The sequence below is a fragment of the Erythrobacter sp. S57(2025) genome (genome assembly GCF_057365055.1).
The window spans coordinates 2,222,088-2,241,645 of the sequence record NZ_CP200299.1 but is presented as its reverse complement, the minus strand read 5'-3'; the positions used below and the strand labels follow the sequence as shown (position 1 = coordinate 2,241,645).

15 protein-coding genes are annotated in these 19,558 nt (G+C 55.3%); 9 read left to right on the top strand and 6 right to left on the bottom strand.

The features are described from left to right. Positions 1 to 50: 50 nt before the first annotated feature. The gene (hemN, locus tag AC0V6N_RS10725) at positions 51 to 1,361 is read left to right on the top strand and encodes an oxygen-independent coproporphyrinogen III oxidase (RefSeq protein WP_486171548.1); all 1,311 of its coding nucleotides are present in this window, start codon (positions 51 to 53) and stop codon (positions 1,359 to 1,361) included. A 162-nt stretch (positions 1,362 to 1,523) separates the two neighbouring features. Here hemN and AC0V6N_RS10720 read toward each other — a convergent pair whose 3' ends face one another. Next, positions 1,524 to 3,209, bottom strand: a complete 1,686-nt coding sequence (locus AC0V6N_RS10720) for a hypothetical protein (protein ID WP_486171547.1) — start codon at positions 3,207 to 3,209, stop codon at positions 1,524 to 1,526. A 147-nt stretch (positions 3,210 to 3,356) separates the two neighbouring features. On the opposite strand from AC0V6N_RS10720, the gene AC0V6N_RS10715 reads away from it, so the two are divergent. The 8 genes from AC0V6N_RS10715 (at position 3,357) to kduD (ending at position 12,395) form a co-directional block, all read left to right on the top strand. Next, positions 3,357 to 6,203 carry a TonB-dependent receptor gene (locus tag AC0V6N_RS10715; protein ID WP_486171546.1) on the top strand — a complete coding sequence of 949 codons (2,847 nt, stop codon included), beginning with the start codon at positions 3,357 to 3,359 and terminating at the stop codon, positions 6,201 to 6,203. Between the two features lie 30 nt (positions 6,204 to 6,233). Next, positions 6,234 to 7,010, top strand: a complete 777-nt coding sequence (locus AC0V6N_RS10710; protein ID WP_486171545.1) for a 2-keto-4-pentenoate hydratase — start codon at positions 6,234 to 6,236, stop codon at positions 7,008 to 7,010. After that, positions 7,007 to 8,023, top strand: a complete 1,017-nt coding sequence (locus AC0V6N_RS10705; protein ID WP_486171544.1) for a TRAP transporter substrate-binding protein — start codon at positions 7,007 to 7,009, stop codon at positions 8,021 to 8,023. Before AC0V6N_RS10710 ends, AC0V6N_RS10705 begins: the two co-directional genes overlap by 4 nt. Beyond that, on the top strand, positions 8,023 to 8,478 hold the full coding sequence (locus AC0V6N_RS10700) for a TRAP transporter small permease (RefSeq protein WP_486171543.1): 456 nt from the start codon (positions 8,023 to 8,025) through the stop codon (positions 8,476 to 8,478). Before AC0V6N_RS10705 ends, AC0V6N_RS10700 begins: the two co-directional genes overlap by 1 nt. After that, positions 8,478 to 9,755, top strand: a complete 1,278-nt coding sequence (locus AC0V6N_RS10695; protein WP_486171542.1) for a TRAP transporter large permease — start codon at positions 8,478 to 8,480, stop codon at positions 9,753 to 9,755. The genes AC0V6N_RS10700 and AC0V6N_RS10695 overlap by 1 nt, the downstream gene beginning before the upstream one ends. A gap of 65 nt (positions 9,756 to 9,820) precedes the next feature. Then, complete coding sequence (locus tag AC0V6N_RS10690; protein ID WP_486171541.1) at positions 9,821 to 10,840, top strand: LacI family DNA-binding transcriptional regulator; 1,020 nt, start codon at positions 9,821 to 9,823, stop codon at positions 10,838 to 10,840. A 125-nt stretch (positions 10,841 to 10,965) separates the two neighbouring features. After that, positions 10,966 to 11,598, top strand: a complete 633-nt coding sequence (locus tag AC0V6N_RS10685; RefSeq protein ID WP_486171540.1) for an RpiB/LacA/LacB family sugar-phosphate isomerase — start codon at positions 10,966 to 10,968, stop codon at positions 11,596 to 11,598. A gap of 41 nt (positions 11,599 to 11,639) precedes the next feature. After that, entirely contained in the window at positions 11,640 to 12,395 is a 756-nt protein-coding gene (gene kduD / locus AC0V6N_RS10680) for a 2-dehydro-3-deoxy-D-gluconate 5-dehydrogenase KduD (RefSeq protein ID WP_486172471.1), read from the top strand. A gap of 172 nt (positions 12,396 to 12,567) precedes the next feature. On the opposite strand, the gene AC0V6N_RS10675 is transcribed toward kduD, so the two are convergent. From AC0V6N_RS10675 to AC0V6N_RS10655, 5 genes are read right to left on the bottom strand one after another with little or no spacing between them, the layout of a single operon-like run. After that, positions 12,568 to 13,767 (bottom strand): CaiB/BaiF CoA transferase family protein, encoded by a 1,200-nt coding sequence (locus AC0V6N_RS10675; protein WP_486171539.1) that lies wholly within the window; start codon positions 13,765 to 13,767, stop codon positions 12,568 to 12,570. Further along, positions 13,764 to 15,659: a hydantoinase B/oxoprolinase family protein gene (locus AC0V6N_RS10670; protein ID WP_486171538.1), complete on the bottom strand. Its 1,896-nt coding sequence runs from the start codon at positions 15,657 to 15,659 to the stop codon at positions 13,764 to 13,766. The genes AC0V6N_RS10675 and AC0V6N_RS10670 overlap by 4 nt, the downstream gene beginning before the upstream one ends. A gap of 3 nt (positions 15,660 to 15,662) precedes the next feature. Then, positions 15,663 to 17,735, bottom strand: a complete 2,073-nt coding sequence (locus tag AC0V6N_RS10665) for a hydantoinase/oxoprolinase family protein (RefSeq protein WP_486171537.1) — start codon at positions 17,733 to 17,735, stop codon at positions 15,663 to 15,665. Beyond that, positions 17,735 to 18,664 (bottom strand): hydroxymethylglutaryl-CoA lyase, encoded by a 930-nt coding sequence (locus AC0V6N_RS10660; RefSeq protein WP_486172470.1) that lies wholly within the window; start codon positions 18,662 to 18,664, stop codon positions 17,735 to 17,737. The genes AC0V6N_RS10665 and AC0V6N_RS10660 overlap by 1 nt, the downstream gene beginning before the upstream one ends. An 8-nt stretch (positions 18,665 to 18,672) precedes the next feature. Continuing rightward, a complete protein-coding gene (locus AC0V6N_RS10655; protein ID WP_486171536.1) occupies positions 18,673 to 19,341 on the bottom strand; it encodes a GntR family transcriptional regulator in 669 nt (222 codons plus the stop codon). Positions 19,342 to 19,558 lie beyond the last annotated feature (217 nt).

The following is a 19,558-nucleotide window of genomic DNA, read 5'->3' as shown; positions in this document are numbered from 1 at the left end:
TTTGATCCAGCTCAAAGACGCTTTGCCTTTGAGCAGTTCTATGTCCGCTCATGTGGCCTTATCATCCTGAACTGCTCAAAACGCCTGTGCCGCGTTACACGAGCTATCCGACCGCCGCCGACTTTGGCGAGCTTCCCACCACCGCGCTATCGCATGCGATTGAGGGTGCCAGTGGGGACATCTCCCTGTACCTTCATATCCCATTTTGCGAGAGCATTTGCCATTATTGCGGCTGCAATACGGGCAAGGCCAATCGCAAACAGCGGGTGCAAAGCTACCTTGCCGCGATCCATACCGAGATCGAAACGGTTGCCGCGCTTTTGCCGCACGATGCCAAGGTTCGCCGCATAGCCTTTGGTGGCGGCAGCCCGAATGCGATTGAACCCGGACAATTCATTGATTTGGTCGATGCTTTGGCCCGCAATTTTTGGCTCAGCGAATGCGAGTGGTCGATAGAGCTCGATCCGCGCTCCATGAGCAGCGTCTGGGCTGAAGCCATTTCCGAGGCCGGAATAACCCGCGCAAGCATGGGCGTGCAGACCTTTTCCGCACAATGCCAAAAGGCCATTGGACGCGAGCAAAGCGATGCGATGATCTGCCGCAGCATCGATTGGCTGCGCGGTGCGGGCGTCACATCGCTCAACTTTGATCTGATGTATGGCTTGCCCCATCAAAGCAAAGACGACCTCGCCGATAGCCTTGAGTATACAAAGCTGCTTGGCGCGGATCGTATCGCTGTGTTCGGCTACGCCCATGTGCCGCATCTGATCGCGCGCCAGAAAGTGATCGATGAGGCTGCCTTGCCGGGCGCGCAGACACGTTTTGAGATGGCGGCGGTGGCGCATGATTTTCTGACCAGTGAAGGGTATGATGCGATAGGCTTTGACCATTTTGCCTTGCCGGCGGACCCGATGGCAATCGCGGCCCGAATGGGCCAATTGCGCCGCAACTTTCAAGGCTTCAGCGATGACTCCGGCGAAGTGCTGATCGGGCTTGGCGCAAGCTCAATCAGCGGCTTTCCACACCTCATCGCTCAAAATGAAAAGAACAACGGCCGGTATCGCATGATGGCATCGCAAGGCATGCTCACGTCAAATATTGGCGTGGAGAGAAATCGCGAAGATCAGATGCGAGGCAAGGTGATAGAAGATTTGCTGTGCAAGGGATCAGCGGTGCTACCGCCATGCATTTACGCTGCAAGCCGGATGAAACTGAACCGTTTCATCGAACACGGCCTTGCCCGTTTTGATGGGATGACATTCGTCGTTCAACCAGAAGGCCTTCCATATACGCGGGCAATCGCGGCGCAATTCGATCAGTTTAGACAGGTCTCACAGCGGCGCTTCAGCTCTGCGATTTAGATCCTGGGTTAGATGCGGTCTTCTCAATTGAGCGTGATCGCGCGCATTATTGGTCGAAATGTGCGAAGACTGTGTTCATGACTTTGTCGAGAAACGCAGAGCTCCGGCGCGATCAAGCATTGTGGTCTGAAAGCTAGGACCCTTTGCTGCGCCGTATTCTTTCTAGTGGTGATCCCGTCGCTCAAGCTGGTATGCGTACAAAGATGGTGCGCCGACTATGGGCTCGTTGAGCATCTCAACATAGGGCGCAGGTTCATGATTTAGCCGAATTGGCCGATTGCCGTGCATGCCGACAATTCGGGCATCTGGCCCTTCGGATCCGGCAAATATCTCAACCATGCTTCCCGGTGCTGCCGCGCCTGTAAACAGCACTCGAAGGTTCCACGTCGTATTGTACCGGCCATGCCCGGGTTGCCAGTAGCCTGCGCCACCTGCCCGGTAGAGATCAATTTGCGGTGTGCCGTCCTGCGCGACTTGGTCCGGAGTCACGTAAACTGTCACGTTATCATAGAGGTTTTGATGATTGGCACCTGCATGTTGGTCGAGCGTCGGAGTCTGCCAAACGGTTGAATTGGTATAGACTGACTTGGTCGACTGGGTGTTGAAGCTGAGCGAATGTTCGGTCGGATTGCGCACAGTCAACTGATCAACCAGCACGTTGTGCACATTGCCGATATGGACACTGTAATGCGCCTTGTGGCCTCCATCAGTCACAATGTTTCGGATCGTCACATTGGCCAGATCGTCGGTCAGGATACCGCTATCTGCGTTGGAGATCGTTACGTTGCGTATCCAGCCATTGTGGACGCCGGTAAAGTAGATTCCGTTGTACCCTGCCTCATTGTGATGACCGAAATAGGGGTTTTCAGGGAATTCCAAGTGTAGGTCTTCAATACCAACATTCGACAGATGATCCCAGCGCGTGAAATTGGCGGGAATCGATGCGGTGATGTCGAGCAGCAAAGGGTCAGCGATCGTTACCTTATCGCCATCGATCGCCTCTATTCGAGTGGCCTGTCGCACCAAAGGACGCTCAGGCAATTCCCAGTGCCGACTTCCGACCTTTTCTTGCGTGTCGCCATAAATTGCGCCGATCAATGGTCCGTCTTGGCCTGCGCGATTGTACCAATGGATTTGCACAACATCGCCCACTTCTAAGCCGCTAGGATCGATAACGGTTAGCTGATTCTCAAACTGATTGCCGTTGGCAATTTGCGCGAGGGTCTCGCTTTCCCGGTCATAGCGTTGCAGATAGGTCGCATGCCTACCGCCGGGGAAACGGGCCCAGATGAACCCAGCGCTCCAACTGTATTCTGAAAACAGCACATCAAGGTTTTGCTCTGGCCTGCGCTCGTATTTATCTTCCTCCTCAAGATATTGGCGGATCTCACTCAGCGCGCCCTCATCGTCGATCTGGTTGAGGGGGCGCGGCATGAAAAGTTGAGTGCCGCCGGCTCCCATTCCCATTCCCGCCAGCACGATGTCGCTGCGTTCCAGCCAGAGGATTTCAGTCAGGATGTAACGACCCTGACCCAACTGCACTCTGACCGGGCCAGACCGGCTCGCAGCTTCTTCGAGCGCCGCCTGAAGCGCGGCGCTGTCATCAATCCCGTCATCTGCAATGGCGCCGAATTCTGCGACGTCGATAACATCACCGCGCACGGCGATCGTAACCAAACCATAGCCATACCCCGCATACGAGAAGTCGGGCAGGGGGTGCTTTGCCTGTGTTGCTGGGTCAGCAAGGACATCGGGCAACGTATTTTCGTGCAAATCTTGTCCAAGCACAGGTGATACACACCCAATCGCCAAGCCTAGAAAGGCCGCTAACCATTTATTAAAAAACACAAAAATGCCCCTCTCTCCACGATTTTCAGTCACTATAGACGACTTTTGACAAAGGGTATTGACGCCAGATGATACCGGTGTCAATTATTTAGGAAACCGGTGTCATAAATACAAAATCACCGGACAAGGCCTGTGGGGAGGGAAACCATGTCATCAGTTGCAGTTGTTAAAAGTCGCCGTTTTGGCGGGGTTATTCGCGGAGCACTGCTTGCCTCAGCATTCTCGATTGCGACGCCCGCATTGGCGCAAGACCAAGGCGAACCGTCAAGCGAGGAAGGCGACACGCAGGGCAGCGAGATCGTGGTTACAGGCGAGATTAGCCGCGTCATCGAAAGTTCACTGGAAACGAAGCGATCGCTCGACGTGATCGGCGACGCGATCGTCGGCGAGAATATCGGCGATCTTCCCAGCTTGTCCATCGCCGAGGCTCTCGAGCGCGTTGTAGGTGTGACCGCCGAAAGATTTCAGGGTGGCTCAACAGGTATCGCGGTGCGCGGCCTTGGCGCATTTCTAGGTGCATCCTTCATCAATGGGCGCGAGGTGACATCTGGCGCAGATGGCCGCGACGTAAACTTTTCACAATTTCCATCCGAGTTGATTGATGGTGCTATCGTCTACAAGACGCAGCGCGCCAATTTCATCGAAGGCGGGATTGCCGGCAATATCGAGCTCCAGACCCTACGCTCGCTTGACTACAACAAACGGCGAATCCAGTTGTTCGCACAAGGCGGGTATAGCGAGGCGCAGGACCGAGTTAACGATGGCAGAGGTCCCATTGAGACGCGGCTGAGTGGGTCCTACATCGACCAGTTCGAAACCGGGATTGGCGATATTGGCATCGCGATTGGCGGGCAGTTTCGCAGAGGGACGTTTGCAGAGGACATCTTCACCTCAAGCTCAACTTACCGCCCTTGCAATACGATCGAAGGGGTCGACAGAAGCAACAATTGCGCTTTTCTGACCGATGCTGATGGTAATCCCTCGGGTGCCTCAGACCCATACCTTATCTCCAATCAATACATCTATCGCGCACAATCAACACGCCGCGATCAGGAGGCTGTGCTTGCCTCCATTCAGTGGCAGCCCAGTCCCAATCTCGATATCAATCTTGATGCGCAATGGAGTGATCGCCGCGACGATGAAGAGCGGGCAAACCTAGTGATTGCAGATGGCCGTAGAGATATCGCTCCGCTGGAAGTCTCATCAACGGGAGCGTTACTTGCGCATACCGGTGAAACGCGGCTGGAGAACCAATCGGTTTTCCGTGAGCGTGATGAGCAGTTTATCGGTCTTGGCGGCAATATTGAATGGAATAATGGTGGCCCACTGACCATCGCTGGAGATATTGGATACACCAAGACAGAGCGTCGCCAGGATGAGCGCGATATGCGTATTCGGACCAATGATCGAGTGACTTTTGAATATGATGCCCGTGGGAATATTATCCCTGCGTTGACCTTGCTCGATGTGTCAGATGTCGAAGACGATACAGGCCTTGCCTTCGATCTAGATAATCATGATCTGTATACCAACGGCCAACGCGCCCGCCGTCGCCTGGAAAACGTTGACGAATCCGTTTTCGCTTTGCGACTTGACGCCTCTTATGAACTTGATGGGTTCTTTAGCTCAATTGAGGCGGGCCTTCGCTATGGTGATCGCCAACGCATTCAAGATGATGGCATTGATACAACCGTCTCTTTGGCCTCAGGCGCGTACTTCACACCCGAAGCGCTTGCCACGCGCCGTGATGGTTTCTTGGTAGACAATCTGTTTGAGGGATCGGGAAGTCCCAATACAGGGCTCACTTTTGCGACCTTTGCAGCGCGTGATTTGTTCACCGCTATAACGGGTGATCCAGATGCAGGCCTGCCCACCGGCTCTACGCTTTCAGCGCAAGATACAAACGTTACTGAAGAGACCTATGCGGGCTATGTCCAAGGTAACTTTGATACCAACCTGTTCGGTCTACCCGCCTCAGGGAATTTGGGCCTGCGGGTCGTGCGAACCAATGTCACTTCGATCGGTATCAGCTCCGCATTGGCGACCAGTCCGGGACCGGATCCCGACACAATCACCATCACCGAAGTCGGCGACCCCATCGTCAATGTCGAGACAAACGGGTTCTGGTCATTCTTGCCAAGTGCGAACATCACGTTCGAACTGGATAGCGAAAAACTGCTCAGATTTGCGGTCTATCGGGCAATCGCACGACCCGACCCAGCCGATCTTTCAGCCGCGTTGACATTCGATGACGAGGCTGATCTTGGCGACCTTGGAGCCATCGTCAGCGCCACTGGAAACCCATTCATTGAACCGCTTGAGTCCTGGAATGCGGACGTGTCATTTGAATGGTATTTTGGCCCGACATCCTCGTTCCAAGTCGCCGCCTATTACAAGTTGCTGCAAACAGGATTCGACGCTGCAGTCACCCCGCTCATTCTTAATGTGGATGGTGCGCCAACCGAGGTATTCGTCGGGCGCCGCGTCAATTCGAGCGACGAAAGCCGCCTTTTAGGCTTTGAAGTGGCCGCGCAGCATAAATTTGAAACGCTGCCAGCGCCGTTTAACGGGCTCGGTTTGCAAGTGGCTTACAACTTTGCAGATACTGGCGATTTCGAAAGCCCAGACCCAGTCGTGGTTTCAGGGCTGGCTCTGGCAGACTTCACCGATCCCGCTGGCATCAGAGGCGCGTCTCGCCATACTTTCAATGCGACCGCATTCTATGAGACAGGGCCGTTCTCCGCCCGCGCCGCCTATCGTTATCGGTCGAGCTTTTTCCGGCCCTTCAGGCAGGGCACCAACCGATTCAACGCGGGCCAAGGCTTTGTTGATCTGTCGGCAAACCTCAACGTCACAAAGAATGTGCAACTCAGATTTCAGGCGCTGAACATTTTCGATGAACCCAATCGTCAGTTCCGCCCAGTGCGCGATAGTCGTTCGCAGACAGAGATCGCCGGTGCGCTTTATTACGTAGGTGCGCGCATTAGGTTTTAACCGGGCGTCGATTGGGGAAGGTATGGAGAATTGAGCGCTGTGATATCTGACACCCGAGTGCAGGAGATTTCCAGCGTTCTCGTCCGTGAACGACGACGTGCAGGTTCTCTCCCGCAATTCCCTGGTAGTCTGCCCGCCAGCCTTGATGATGCTTACAAAGTGCAGGCTTTGTCGAGAAAGGAATGGGCAGACACAGTGGTTGGGTGGAAGGTCGGCGGCATTCCTCCAATCCACAGGCAGGCTCTCGGCGCGGACTTTCTTTCGGGTCCGATCTTTGCGCAGCGGCTTTTTCGCGCCAGCCCTGACGGGCCAACGCAGATGCCTGTGTTCAAAGATGGCTTTGCAGCGATTGAACCCGAATTTGTGCTAATGATCGGGCAAGCATCCAGTGAGGATCGGCTTTTCATCGGCGCGGAAATTGCCAGCAGCCCAATTGTCGATATTAATGGCGTGGGACCCCTGGCGGTTGTCTGCGATTTTGGCAACAATAACGGGCTTTTGTTAGGCGCAGAAATTCACGGCTGGAGAGACATGCACGAGATTTGCATGCCTGTTTCAACAAAGATCGAGGGGGAGATCGTGGGTCAGAAAGACGTTCGCAACCTTCCCAGCGCAGTCATGCGGTCGCGTACATTCCTGTTCGATCTTGCAGCAAGAGAAGGGATTTCGCTGTCCGAAGGCACCTTTATCTCCACCGGAGCAATCACCGGTGTGCATGATGCGGCCTGCGGTGATCGCTCGACTTTGGATTTCGGGGAGTGGGGAGCGCTGGAGATAGAGCTTGTCGCAGAGCAACCCATAGCATGACCGCCTCGCGCTTCTCAATAAGCCGTAGGACCGCGCTTGCGGGCGGAATCGTTGGTCTGGCTGGTGGTGTATTGGGCGGCTGCGCGCCGCGGCTTGGCAACGCTTTCACATCAGCGGATACGCATGTCTTGGGATATCCCACAGTCGAAGCGGTCATTCGATTTGGTGAGCTGATTTCGCAGCGCACTGATGGTCGCCTTTCGCTCAACATGTTTGCCGGTGGCCAATTGGGAAATGAGCGCGATACGTTAGAGATCACGACTTTTGGTGGGCTGGATTTCAACCGCGTGAACCTTGCCCCGCTCAATTCAATTGAGCCATTGACCAAGGTTATCGCTCTTCCGTTCCTGTTTGAATCGACGCAGCATATGCGGACGACGCTTGACGGGCCGATTGGGGAAGAAGTGCTTACGTCTTTGGAGCAACACGGGCTGATCGGCTTGTGTTTTTACGATTCTGGCTCGCGGTCCTTCTACAACACGCGAGGTCCCATCAGGACACCCGAGGATATGCGCGGCCTGAAGCTCAGAGTGCCCGGTTCTGATCTGTATGTTTCGATGATCCAGTCACTTGGTGCAGATGCCGTTCCGATGCCGTTGGATGAGGTGTATCAGTCACTCGCGCAGGGGGTGATTGACGGCGCTGAGAATAACTGGCCGAGTTTTGAAAGCGGCAAACACTTCGAAGTCGCCCGGTATTACAGCCTGACCAATCACCTTCTCGCACCTGAAGTATTCGTGATGTCCAAGATAAGCTGGGACAAATTGTCCAAGGGTGATCAACAGGTTGTGCGGACAGCTGCAAAGGAATCGGTGCCCTATATGCGCACCCTCTGGGACGAGCAGGTCACCCGCAGCCGGGCGATTGTCATGGGTGACGGTGTCGAGGTGAATGAGGTTGATCCTGCCCCTTTTGCTGAGGCGATGACCGGCATGTGGGATCGTTCGCTTGATACTGCGGAGCAGCGCGATCTGCTTGAACGCGTGCTCGCGATGCGCACGGAGGCTAGCTAATGGACCGCGTCGCCAGTGTTTTGGTCAAGATTGGAGCAGCAGGACTGATCGCAATGGTCGGTGTGATTAGTTGGCAGGTTTTCGGCCGTTTTGTTCTCAACTCAAGCCCTTCATGGACAGAGCAAGCCGCTCTCATCCTGATGATCTGGTACGTGTTTTTTGCCGCTGCTGCTGGCGTGTGGGAACGTTTTCATATCCGGATTGAGCTGCTCGAGAAAAGTCTGAGCCCCAAGCGAGAGCGCCAATTGCGTATCGCGATCCACACCCTGATCGCTGCATTTGGCGTGGTTTTGTTGGTGTATGGCGCTCAGCTTGTTTGGTTGGTGCGTGATTTTGTCGTCCCGTCACTCGGAATAAGCAGAGGGATCGCCTACCTGCCAATCCCGTTTGCGGGGCTGCTCACTATCATCTTTTCGATCGCGCGGATCAGAGCCCGCTTGAAGGAGCGTGTCTGATGGAGATTTTGGTTCTCTTTGGCGTGCTATTCCTGCTGCTTGCGCTGGGCGTCCCGGTCTCGTTTTCACTGCTCGGAGCCGCGCTTGCCACATTTCTGGTCATCGATATTCCTTTGGTAGTCGCTGTTCAACGTATGGCCTCCGGGATCAGCGTGTTTGCCTTGATGGCCATTCCGTTTTTCATCTTCGCTGGCGATCTGATGTACCGCGCGGGGATTGCGGAACGGATCGTTCGCATGGCCGATGCAGCGCTGGGCCGGGTGCGCGGTGGTTTAGGCCTCGTCGATGTGGGCGCATCGATGATGTTTGGCGCTGTCTCCGGTTCTCCGATTGCGAGCGCATCTGCCATCGGTTCCACCATGGTGCCGCTAATGGAAGAGAAGGGCTATCACAAGGATTACGCTGTGAACGTAACCGTGACGGCTGCGATTGTAGGCCTGTTGATCCCGCCTTCGCACAATATGATCATCTATTCGGCGGCCTCTGGCATTGGTGTATCAATCGGTGATCTGTTTCTAGCCGGCATCATCCCCGGCATAATGACTGGCACCATGCTAATGCTGACCGCATGGTTGGTAGCACGCAAACGCGGCCTGCCGCGCGGCCATTTCCCGGGATGGCGCGAGTTTGCCTGGGCGGTTCTTTACGCGGTGCCTGGCCTGATGACTGGTATTATCATCATGGGCGGCATTTTGAGTGGTATTTTCACACCCACGGAAAGCTCGGCGATTGCTGTCGTCTACACCGCTCTGATCGGAACCTTCGTGTATCGCAGTTTGGGGTGGAAGGGGTTTGTGGAAGCTGCCCAAAAATCGGTTCGAACCGCATCAATGGTATTGTTTATCATTGCCGCTGCCACGGCCTTTGGGTTCGCGCTTGCCCTTCTTGAAGTGCCTGCGGAGCTTGCCGCATTGATCGGAATGATGACGGATAATCCGATCCTCACACTCGTCATCATCAACCTGATGCTCCTTGCGCTCGGCACCTTTATGGATATGGCGCCATTGATCGTGATTGCGACGCCGATCTTTCTGCCAGTCGCGATCAGCACTGGCATTGATCCAGTGCATTTCGGCGTAATCATGATGATCAATCTGGGCATTGGCCTTGTGACACCGCCCGTTGGATCGGTGTTGTTTGTCGGATCAGCGGTTGGGAAGATACCACTCCCCGACATGATAAGGACGATTTGGCCTTTTTACCTAACGCTGCTTTTGGCGCTCGTCCTGATCAGCTTTGTCCCCGCCCTTTCGCTAGCGCTGCCGAATTCTTTCTGATCGGCTTTTGCGTGAATGATAGTTCGGTGGCATAGAATCGCGAAACCGACCACTGAGGGGCCAGCGTGAAGACCGGAAAGCCAACCATCAATGATGTTGCGAGATTGGCGAACGTCTCCAAGAAAACGGTCAGCCGTGTAATCAACAAATCCCCCATGTTGAGTGACAAGACACGCAAACATGTGCTGGCGGTGATCGAAGAGATTGGCTTTGTGCCCAGTCTGCAGGCGCGCGCGCTCGCGCTAAGCCGCAACTTCATCATCGTAGTGTTCTACGACAATCCAAACGCGCAGTTTTTGGTCAACGTTCAACAGGGCGTTCTCGATGAGCTGGCGGATACCGACTACGGCTTGATGGTGCAGCCGGTTGATCGAAAGTCCGACGGTTTTTACGACAGTATCCGTTCTTTTCTGGAGCGCCACAAACCTCACGGCGTCGTCTTTCTTCCGCCTATCTCCGAAGACGATAAGGTCGCCGCTATCTGCGAAGAATTTGGCTGCGGCTACGTTAGAATGGGCTCTGTCAGATTGGATGCACCAGAGCACACAATCAGCTCCAATGATCGCGAAGCGGTAAGAGAGGCGGTCTCATACCTGATTGCAAAAGGTCACAGCCGGATAGGGCTGATAGAAGGTCCCGTGGGATTTACCTCTCCGCGTGAGCGTAGGGCGGGATTTGAAGAAGCGCTGACAGAGGCAGGCCTTTCGCTCGATGCTGCTTTGGTAAGGCCGGGGCGTTACACATTCGAATCTGGTGTAGAGGCTGGCCAGTCATTGGTTGATCTGGATAACCCGCCGACCGCAATCTTTGCGTGTAATGACGAAATGGCCATCGGCGCCATTATCGCTGCGCGCAGAAGCGGGATGCTGATCCCCGAAGACCTCTCCGTGGTTGGCTTCGACGATACGCCACTATCTAGCCATATCTGGCCTGCGTTGACCACGGTGCGATGGCCGATTGTCGAGATGGCCCGGATGGCGGCGCGCAAGCTGATTGTTCGGGAAGACACCGATACCGCGGAGCGCTGGCAGCTTAGCTCAAAACTTGTGGAGCGCACTTCGGTCGTTCCGCCCAAGAGTGCGTAAACTGCATAAAAATGCGCATGTAAGAACCGCTTGCATCGAGAAATGACACCGGTTACCTAGAGGGCGAATTTTGGATTGAATTGGGCGTCATATTTTGATCGACGCATGGGGAAGAGGTATAAAATATGAAAGTCGGCCTGATTATTGAAAACAGCCAAGCGGCCAAAAGCCCGGTCATTGAAACTGCGTTGCGTTCTGTTGCTGAACCGCTTGGCCATGATGTGCTGAATTTCGGGATGTATTCACCGGAAGACGAGGCCGCTCTGACCTATCCCATGAATGGGCTTTTGGCGGGTATTCTGCTGAATTCGGGTGCGGCTGATTTCGTGGTTACAGGGTGCGGAACAGGCATGGGTTCAATGCTTGCCTGTAATGCAATGCCCGGCGTTTTTTGCGGTTTGGTAATCGATCCGACAGATGCTTTTCTCTTCAATCAGATCAATGCCGGTAATTGCATGTCGATGCCATATGCCAAAGGCTTTGGTTGGGCAGCCGAACTCAATCTGGAAGATTGCTATCGCAAGCTGTTCGAAACCGAACCAGGACTTGGTTATCCAAGAGAGCGTGCAGCCGTGATGAAAACAAATCGCGGAGTGCTTGCCGATTTGAAGGCCGCGGCCTGCAAAGACATGCTCACGGTCCTGAAGACTGTAGACCAAGACCTTTTGAAGAGCGCTATTGCAGGGGAGAAGTTCGCAGAGCTTTTCTACCCCAACTCAAAAGATGAGAGCATCAGCGATTATTTGCGATCGCTCTAGAGCTTGGAAAAGCGCGCGGATGGGCGCTCTAAGGGAGATCAATTACCATGATGTTCGATCTGACCGGTAAGGTCGCAGTCGTTACCGGTGGCAATACGGGAATTGGGCAAGGCATTGCGATTGGGCTTGCTCAGGCCGGAGCCGATATCGCTTTGGTCGCGCGCAGCGATGCAAGCGAAACGGCGCAAGAGGTAGCCAAGCTGGGGCGCCGCTGCGTATTGATCGAAGCCGATCTTGCGACAATTGAACCGTGCGACAGGATTGTTTCTGAAACCGTGGCGCAATTGGGCGGGCTGGATATCCTTGTAAACAATGCCGGAATCATCCGCCGCAACGATGCCTTGGACTTCACCGAAGCAGACTGGGACGCGGTGGTTGATACTAATCTCAAGACCCTGTTCTTCCTCAGCCAAGCTGCGGGGCGTCATATGGCTGAAATGGGTGCCGGCTCAATAATCAACATTGCTTCCATGCTGACATTTCAAGGCGGTATCCGTGTGGCAAGCTATACTGCTTCGAAAAGCGGTGTTGGCGGCCTCACCAAGCTTCTTGCCAATGAATGGGCGTCACGCGGCATCACCGTAAATGCGATCGCACCCGGCTATATCGCAACCAATAACACTGCTGCGCTGCAGGCCGATGAGACCCGCAACCGACAAATCCTTGAACGCATTCCAGCCGGCAGGTGGGGGGAGCCAAGCGACCTTGCAGGGGCGGCGGTGTTCTTGGCATCTGACGCAGCCCGCTATGTTCAAGGCCACATCCTCGCTGTCGATGGCGGCTGGTTGGCGCGTTAGAAATCTCTCAAGTTAGGGCAGCGATGCGTTGGTTGTCTGCCGTGTCAACAGCTTATCAGAGATCGTGGGGGCAACGGATCGCAAAGACTAAAATGGGCTGTTGAGTGCGAACCGTTCCTGCTCGCTAAGTGAGTATAAGGGTCGCGCGCTTCAACCAGGTCATGTTAGCGGCCTAGATAAAGCCAGCCGCCCGTTTTTGCGCGACGTCACTATCGCTCCATCCGAGTATATCACCGAGCACCTCTGTATTGTGCTGACCGGGGGTGGTTGGTGCGCTGCGCCGGATGCCTGAACTTGATTTGGAAAAGCGCGGGAATGCGTTTTGCATTTTGAGTTTTCCGTGCCCTTGCGTTTCGACTTCGATTATTGCCTCGCGCGCTTTGAAGTGAGGATCATCCAGCATGTCCTTGGCTGTGTAGACGCGTCCTGCGGGGATCGAATGTTTGATCATCAGTGCATCGACTTCCTCGATGGTTAGAGTACCTGTCCAATCGTTGATCAAATTGTCGAGCTCGGTTTGCCGCTCGCCGCGCGCCAGATGCGTCTTGTAGCGCTCATCTTCGGCCAGTTCAGGGCGGCCCATCGCTTGCGCTAGGCGTGCAAAGATCGCGTCATTGTTCGCACCGATCATGAATGGACCGTCTTTGCATGAATAGACATTGCTAGGTGCGATGCCCGGCAGAATGGAGCCTGAACGCTCGCGGATGAAGCCGTTATAGTCGTATTCGGGGACGAGGCCTTCCATCACTTGCAACACAGATTCATAGAGAGCGGTGTCGATGACTTGGCCTTCACCGGTTTTTTCCCGGTGGTGCAAAGCCGCCAAGACCCCCATTGTTCCGTATGTCGCACACAGAGTGTCGCCGATTGAGATGCCCATGCGCGCAGGTGGCCGATCTGGATCGCCGACAATGTAGCGCCAGCCCCCCATCGCTTCGCCTATGCCGCCAAAACCTGCGCGAGTGGAATAGGGGCCTGTTTGCCCATAACCAGACATTCGTGCGATGATTAACTCCGGATTGATCGCGTGAAGCGCTTCTGGGGAAAGCCCCCATCTTTCGAGAGTACCGGGCTTAAAGTTCTCAATCAGGATATCCGCTGTGGCGATCAATGCGCGGGCGATTTCTTGTCCGCCTTCAACGCGTAGATTGCAAGTGACCGAGCGTTTGTTGCGAGCGATCACCTCCCACTGGACCTTTTCCTCGCCTTGACCCCAATCGCGCATGGGATCGCCGCGGCCAGGCGGTTCGATCTTGATGACATCGGCGCCCATATCGCCAAGCAATTGCCCGCAGAACGGGCCGGCAAGCAGCTGCCCCATTTCTATGACGCGTAGCCCGGCGAGCGCTCCTGTATTCGCAGCGTCGCTCATTCGGCGGCCTCAGAAACGTATTCATCTTCCCATTCCGGCTGGATTGGTGCGGTAAGGCCCGTCTCGTCGACGCAAGCTTCGCGCAATGCCTCGATGCCCGGTCCGTAATCGAACAAAGGCAATTCACCGCGTTTGGATTTGATATCTTGGCGTAAGGCGGCGGTTGCCGTTTCATCAACACTGCTATCTGCGCCGACTACAACGCCATATTCTCTTGCGCCTTTTATTGTGACCAGTCCTTGGCGGACTTCCAGCGCGACCAGTTCAGGATCACGTTCAAGCGGATCACCCCATCCACCGCCGCCCCACGTGATGAAGTGCAGTTGTTCGCCTTCTTTCACTTCGACATCTTCGATCTTGTTGCCGACGATCTCGGTCGAACCGTCAAGTCGCTCGAGGATTTTGGTGGCGCGTTTTCCGGGATGGCCGCCATTCACGCCCCATGGTGGAACGAACCAGCGGTCATCGTGGATGGCGATCGCTCCATCCGCGAGGAAGCGGTACGTCATATGAATACCATTGCCGCCCCGGTGAAGGCCGGCGCCGCCTGAATCCTTTTCGGTCTCATAACGCTCAATTCGCAAAGGAAAGTAGCGTTCTAGGAATTCGTTCGGGACGTTGGTGAAACCGGGCCAAAGTGAATGCCCATCTGGACCATCGCCAAGCGGTCTGCCAGGAATGCCTCCAAATCCAATCTGGAAGAGCTGGAACCAATCGCGCTTCTTGCCTTCTCTGTTGTCCCAGCCTGAATAAAACAAGTGAGGGGACGAGGAGAAACCAGCCGCGTTGAGAAACTCGGGCGTTCCTTGCCCCAGCAACCCACCCAGAATGTCGAAAATTCGGCCCAAAGCGTGAGTGCGACCCGAGAGCGCAGCAGGGAATTTCGGCTTGAGCAGGGAGCCTTCGGGAATACGGACTTCAATGAGGTCGTAGAAACCATCATTGAACAGGATCTGCGGGTCGAAGACCATGATCATGTAGATGCCGAAAAACATCTTGAACATGTTTTCATTGAGGTAAAAATTGATTGAGGCCGCAGATTGCGGATCGGTGCCTTCGAAATCGAGGACGACCTTTTCGCCTTCGCGCCACATCGTGCATTTGATTTTGTAGGGGCCGTAGCCTTTGCCGTCGTCACAAATGAAGTCTTCAAAGCTTGCTTTGGCTTCGGGGATCGCCTGACTGATCAGCGCTTTCATTGCGCGGTGGTTACGCGCGAGCAGTTCTTGAGTCGCAGAGAAGTAGACATCGTCGCCGAACCGATCTGCCATTTCGACAATGCGGTTGGCAGCGACGCGGCAACTGGCGATAAGGGCATTAAGGTCAGCTTGGCACCAGTCAGGCTTGCGCGTCTGATGCATGACCAGCTTCATTAGATCGTCGTTATATTCGCCTTTCTTCCAGATTTTGACCGGCGGAATGCGCACGCCTTCTTGGAAGATTGAGGTCGCCTCGATTGGCATGGACCCAGGAACCATCCCGCCAATGTCTGATTGGTGGCCAAACATGGCTGTGTAGGCGATCAGACGGCCTTGCTTGAACACGGGCAACATCACTAGCCAGTCGTTCGAATGGCTAATCGCGCCTTCGCAAGAATAGGGGTCGGAGAGGAAAATCATGTCCCCATCCTCAATCGTCCCTTCAAAGCTCTTGAGGAAGCCGCCGATAAAACTGCCAAACTGGCCGACAATCATTTTACCAGACGGGTCTGCGATCAGAGGGAAGGCGTCTCCTTGCTCGCGGATGCCGGGCGACATTGCCGTGCGCACCAGAGTTGCATCCATTTCGATGCGCGCATTGCGAAGCGCGTTTTCGATGATGTCTAGCGTGACAGGGTCTAGGTCGAGCTTCGTAAAACCTTGCGGGTTAGTCTCGATGATTTGAGCTGGCATCTTTTAGCCCCCACTCTTTTGATTGGTTTTTGGGTTGACAAGGATATTGCCGACCGCATCGATCGTCGCGGCGCAATCGTGTTCGATGAGCGTCGTTGAATCCATTTCGGTAATGATGGCGGGACCGGGAATGATGTCCCCTTGCAACAGTTTTGCTCGGTCATAGATCACCGCGTCGCGGGCTTCGCCATCCATCCAAAGCTTATGGTCGCGTATCTTGGCCTGAGCAGGGTCACCATTGCCTTTTTCAAGCTGCTGCGCTTCCAATTCAAGCGCCTCACCCATCGCGACTGCACGCAGGTTCACGATTTCGTGCGGCGTATCCATGTTGAAGGTAAATAGGCGACGGTGCTCTTCATCAAACCGCTCCAGAATACCCTCAATTCCTTGATCTGTCAGAGTGGCTTGGTCGATGGTTAAAGGCACTTCAAACGCTTGCCCTGCATAGCGCACATCAACCTCAAATTCGCTTGTGATGCTGTCAGGGGGGATACCATCGGCTTCCAGCTCTGCGCGGGTTTGCGCGGCCATTTCGTCGAACAGCGCGGTCAGTTGGCTAACGTCGGTTTCGGTCGCGAGCCTGCTAAAACTGCGCGCGGTTTCTGTGCGCATTCGGGTGGTCGCATCACCAAGTGCGCACAGCACACCGGGTGAGACCGGGCTGACCGCGGGCCAGCTGCCCATCAGCTTTGCAACCGCATTCACGTGCAACGGCCCTGCGCCGCCAAAGCCCATCAACGCAAAGTGCCGCGGGTCATAACCCTGCTGTACGCTGATCATACGCAGCGCGCCGAACATGTTTTCATTGACGATATCGATGATGCCGCGCGCCGCTTCCATCAGTCCAATGCCAAGCGCATCGGCGATTGTCTGCACCGCCTTTGTCGCGCCGTCGCGGTCGAGCTGAAACGATCCCCCAAGCAAATCCTCGGGCAAATAGCCGAGCACGACATTGGCGTCTGTCACCGTCGGCACTTTGCCGCCCTTACCGTAGGCGACGGGGCCGGGCACGGCGCCCGCGCTTTCCGGACCCACCCGAAGCGCACCCGTGAGCTCGGGAACATGCGCGATGGAGCCACCGCCAGCGCCGACAGTCTTCACATCAAGCGAGGACGCGCGCACCGATAGGTGCCCAACCTCAGTCGTACGCACACGACGCGGTTCGAGATTTTCAATCAGCGCAACATCGGTCGATGTGCCGCCCACATCGAGGGTCAGAATGTTCTGCAGGCCAGCATTCTTCGCCACCCAGACAGCGCCTGTTACCCCGCCGGCTGGGCCTGACATGAGGATATTGACCGGGTGTTCTTCGGCCTTTTGACTGCTCATTAATCCGCCATCCGAGCGCAGCAGGGAAAGTTTTCCGGTGACGCCGGCTTGTTTCAACTTGTCGCGCAAATTGGAGATGTAATGCCCGACAACCGGACGGACGGCGGCATTTGCTACAGTGGAAAGCGTGCGCTCATATTCCTGCATCTCCGGTAGCACTTCGTGGCTGAGAGAGATCGGGATGTCGGCCCCGAACACTTCTTTTGCCAGTTCGCCAATGCGGGTTTCGTGTTCGCCGTTCACATAGGCATTGATTAGACTGACGGTGATCGCTTCGACCCCTTGGGATTTGAGCTGCTCTAGCACTTCGCGCGCTTGCGCTTCGTCAATCGGTCGCACTTCCGTACCGCTTGCATCCATGCGGCCTTTCACTGTGAGTGTGTCCTCCAGCGCGGCGAGCGGTTGCGGTTTGGGCCAGACAATCCACGCCGCAAGCCCGCCTGGGACAAAGCTGCGTGCGATCTGCATAATGTCGCGATAGCCTTCGGTTGTGATCAGCCCAACGCGCGCGCCTTTCCCTTCGAGGACGGCATTGGTTGCGACGGTCGTGCCGTGCAAGAAGAACTCAATGTCGCCGGGATCGACTTTGGCTTCTTCAGTGATTGCGGTAACGCCGTTCAGAATTCCTTCGGAGCTATCATGGGGAGTGGAGGGAGTTTTATGGCGCCAGAACGCTCCCGTATCATTGTCGAACAACAGCAGATCGGTGAATGTGCCGCCCACATCCACTCCCAAACGATAGCGCATTAGGCGAGTTCCTTTTCTTGAATTCTGGGAGACGGAAAGCCGCCCGACTTGGCCACCATTGCAGGCAATTCTTTGCCCATGACTTCGGTGAGCCAGTGGTTCGCATCAATCAGAGAATTGAGGTCGATGCCGGTCGCTATCCCGGCGCGGTCCAGCATGTAGATTACGTCTTCAGTAGCCACATTCCCTGCCGCTCCTGGTGCAAAGGGGCAGCCGCCAAGTCCGCCAATAGAAGCATCGATAGTGCTGGCGCCTGCTTCAATTGCTGCCCAAACATTCGCCAATCCTGTCCCACGGGTGTTGTGGAAATGGGCGCGGATAGGAATGTCGCCAATCACCTCTTTCACGCGCGTGACCAGACTTTTGACATGCGCGGGATTGGCAACGCCGATTGTGTCAGCGAGCGCGATTTCTACCGGGCCAGCATCAGCCAGAACCTCCGCCATTGCGATGATCCGTGCTTCTTCAACCTCGCCCTCGAAAGGGCATCCGAAGCTGGCCGCGATCGTTACTTGGGCTGTTTTCCCTTTGGCCCTCGCAGTCTCGATGATGGCTTTGGCCACCTCGACCGAGCCATCGGACGTCTGCCTCTGATTGGCCATTGCGAAGGTGTCGGTCGCCACACACACAGCGCCGAGTTGATCAATCCGGTCTGTCGCAAGCGCGCGGTCAGCGCCGTGTTGGTTCATGACCAGACCGATATAAGTAACGTCAACCCGATCGGGCAGCCGCTCGCACACCGCGTCAGCATCGGCCATTTGCGGCACGGCGCGCGGATTGACGAAACTGGTAACTTCTATCCGCCGAACGCCAGCATCAATTGCCCGTTGAATGAGGGCAACCTTGTCCTGCGTGCCGATCTGAAGCTTCTCATTCTGCAGCCCATCGCGAGGACTGACTTCGACGATCTCGATCGGGAATGTATACATTTTATCCATCAGGCAGCCCCTTTCTCTAGGGTGCTCATGCCATGATGTGCATCAGAATAGGCGTGAAAGGCTCGGTGAATGTGGCTTGCCATGATGCTTTGTGCCCATGCTCCATCGCGCCGTTCAAAGGCGGAAAGAAGGTCGGCATGCTCGCTGTGCGAACATTTGAAAGCATCGGGATCGTAATGCTGCGCAGTGCGCCAGACCACGGGTTGCTCAATCAAGGCGGTCAGAAGATTTGTGAGGCGCCGTGATCCGGCAGCCTGGAGTATCAAGGCATGGAATTCACGATTGCGGTCAAGGAAGGTCGAAACATCGGGCTTCGCCTTGGAAATGGCAGCGCCTATTGCATCGTTGCACGAGCGAAGAAGGGCCAAAATTTCGTCAGTCATCCGCTCTGCGGCACGCTTCGCTGCATGCCCTTCGAGCATGGCGCGCAACTCAAACGCATCGCCCACATCATCGAGCGACCAGTCCGCGACAAAGCTGCGCTGTGAACCGGAGCGCGTGATCATTAGGTCGGTTTCTAGCTGTTTTAGCGCTTCGCGAATCGGAGTGCGTGATACGCCGCAGCGCTCCGCCAAGAATTCCTCCGCCAGTGCATCGCCCGCAGACAACTCCCCGGAGAGAATCATGCCCCGTATTGTCTGATATGCGCGGTCCGACGCCTTTGTCATACTGTTGATCTTGCCCTGCTGGGTAGTTGGTGAGTTGGAGCTTGACTTGCGCTAATTGTATACAATAAGGCTTTCGTCAAGCAAGATAGTGTTTCGCTAGGCTTGCCAGGGGTGGCGGGATCCATGTTGGCCGCGAGAGCGTGACTGGCTGTCCCCGATGCGACAATAAAATAGGCCGTTCGACTTGGATCGGGCGGCTGATCAAGGGGAACTCTTA

Coding starts and splice junctions, on each gene's coding strand:
- AC0V6N_RS10660 (WP_486172470.1), bottom strand. CDS start 18,664: ATGTATACATTCCCGATCGAGATCGTCGAAGTCAGTCCTCGCGATGGG.
- AC0V6N_RS10670 (WP_486171538.1), bottom strand. CDS start 15,659: ATGCCAGCTCAAATCATCGAGACTAACCCGCAAGGTTTTACGAAGCTC.
- AC0V6N_RS10705 (WP_486171544.1), top strand. CDS start 7,007: ATGACCGCCTCGCGCTTCTCAATAAGCCGTAGGACCGCGCTTGCGGGC.
- AC0V6N_RS10675 (WP_486171539.1), bottom strand. CDS start 13,767: ATGAGCGACGCTGCGAATACAGGAGCGCTCGCCGGGCTACGCGTCATA.
- AC0V6N_RS10655 (WP_486171536.1), bottom strand. CDS start 19,341: ATGACAAAGGCGTCGGACCGCGCATATCAGACAATACGGGGCATGATT.
- AC0V6N_RS10685 (WP_486171540.1), top strand. CDS start 10,966: ATGAAAGTCGGCCTGATTATTGAAAACAGCCAAGCGGCCAAAAGCCCG.
- AC0V6N_RS10715 (WP_486171546.1), top strand. CDS start 3,357: ATGTCATCAGTTGCAGTTGTTAAAAGTCGCCGTTTTGGCGGGGTTATT.
- AC0V6N_RS10695 (WP_486171542.1), top strand. CDS start 8,478: ATGGAGATTTTGGTTCTCTTTGGCGTGCTATTCCTGCTGCTTGCGCTG.
- hemN (WP_486171548.1), top strand. CDS start 51: ATGTGGCCTTATCATCCTGAACTGCTCAAAACGCCTGTGCCGCGTTAC.
- AC0V6N_RS10700 (WP_486171543.1), top strand. CDS start 8,023: ATGGACCGCGTCGCCAGTGTTTTGGTCAAGATTGGAGCAGCAGGACTG.
- AC0V6N_RS10665 (WP_486171537.1), bottom strand. CDS start 17,735: ATGCGCTATCGTTTGGGAGTGGATGTGGGCGGCACATTCACCGATCTG.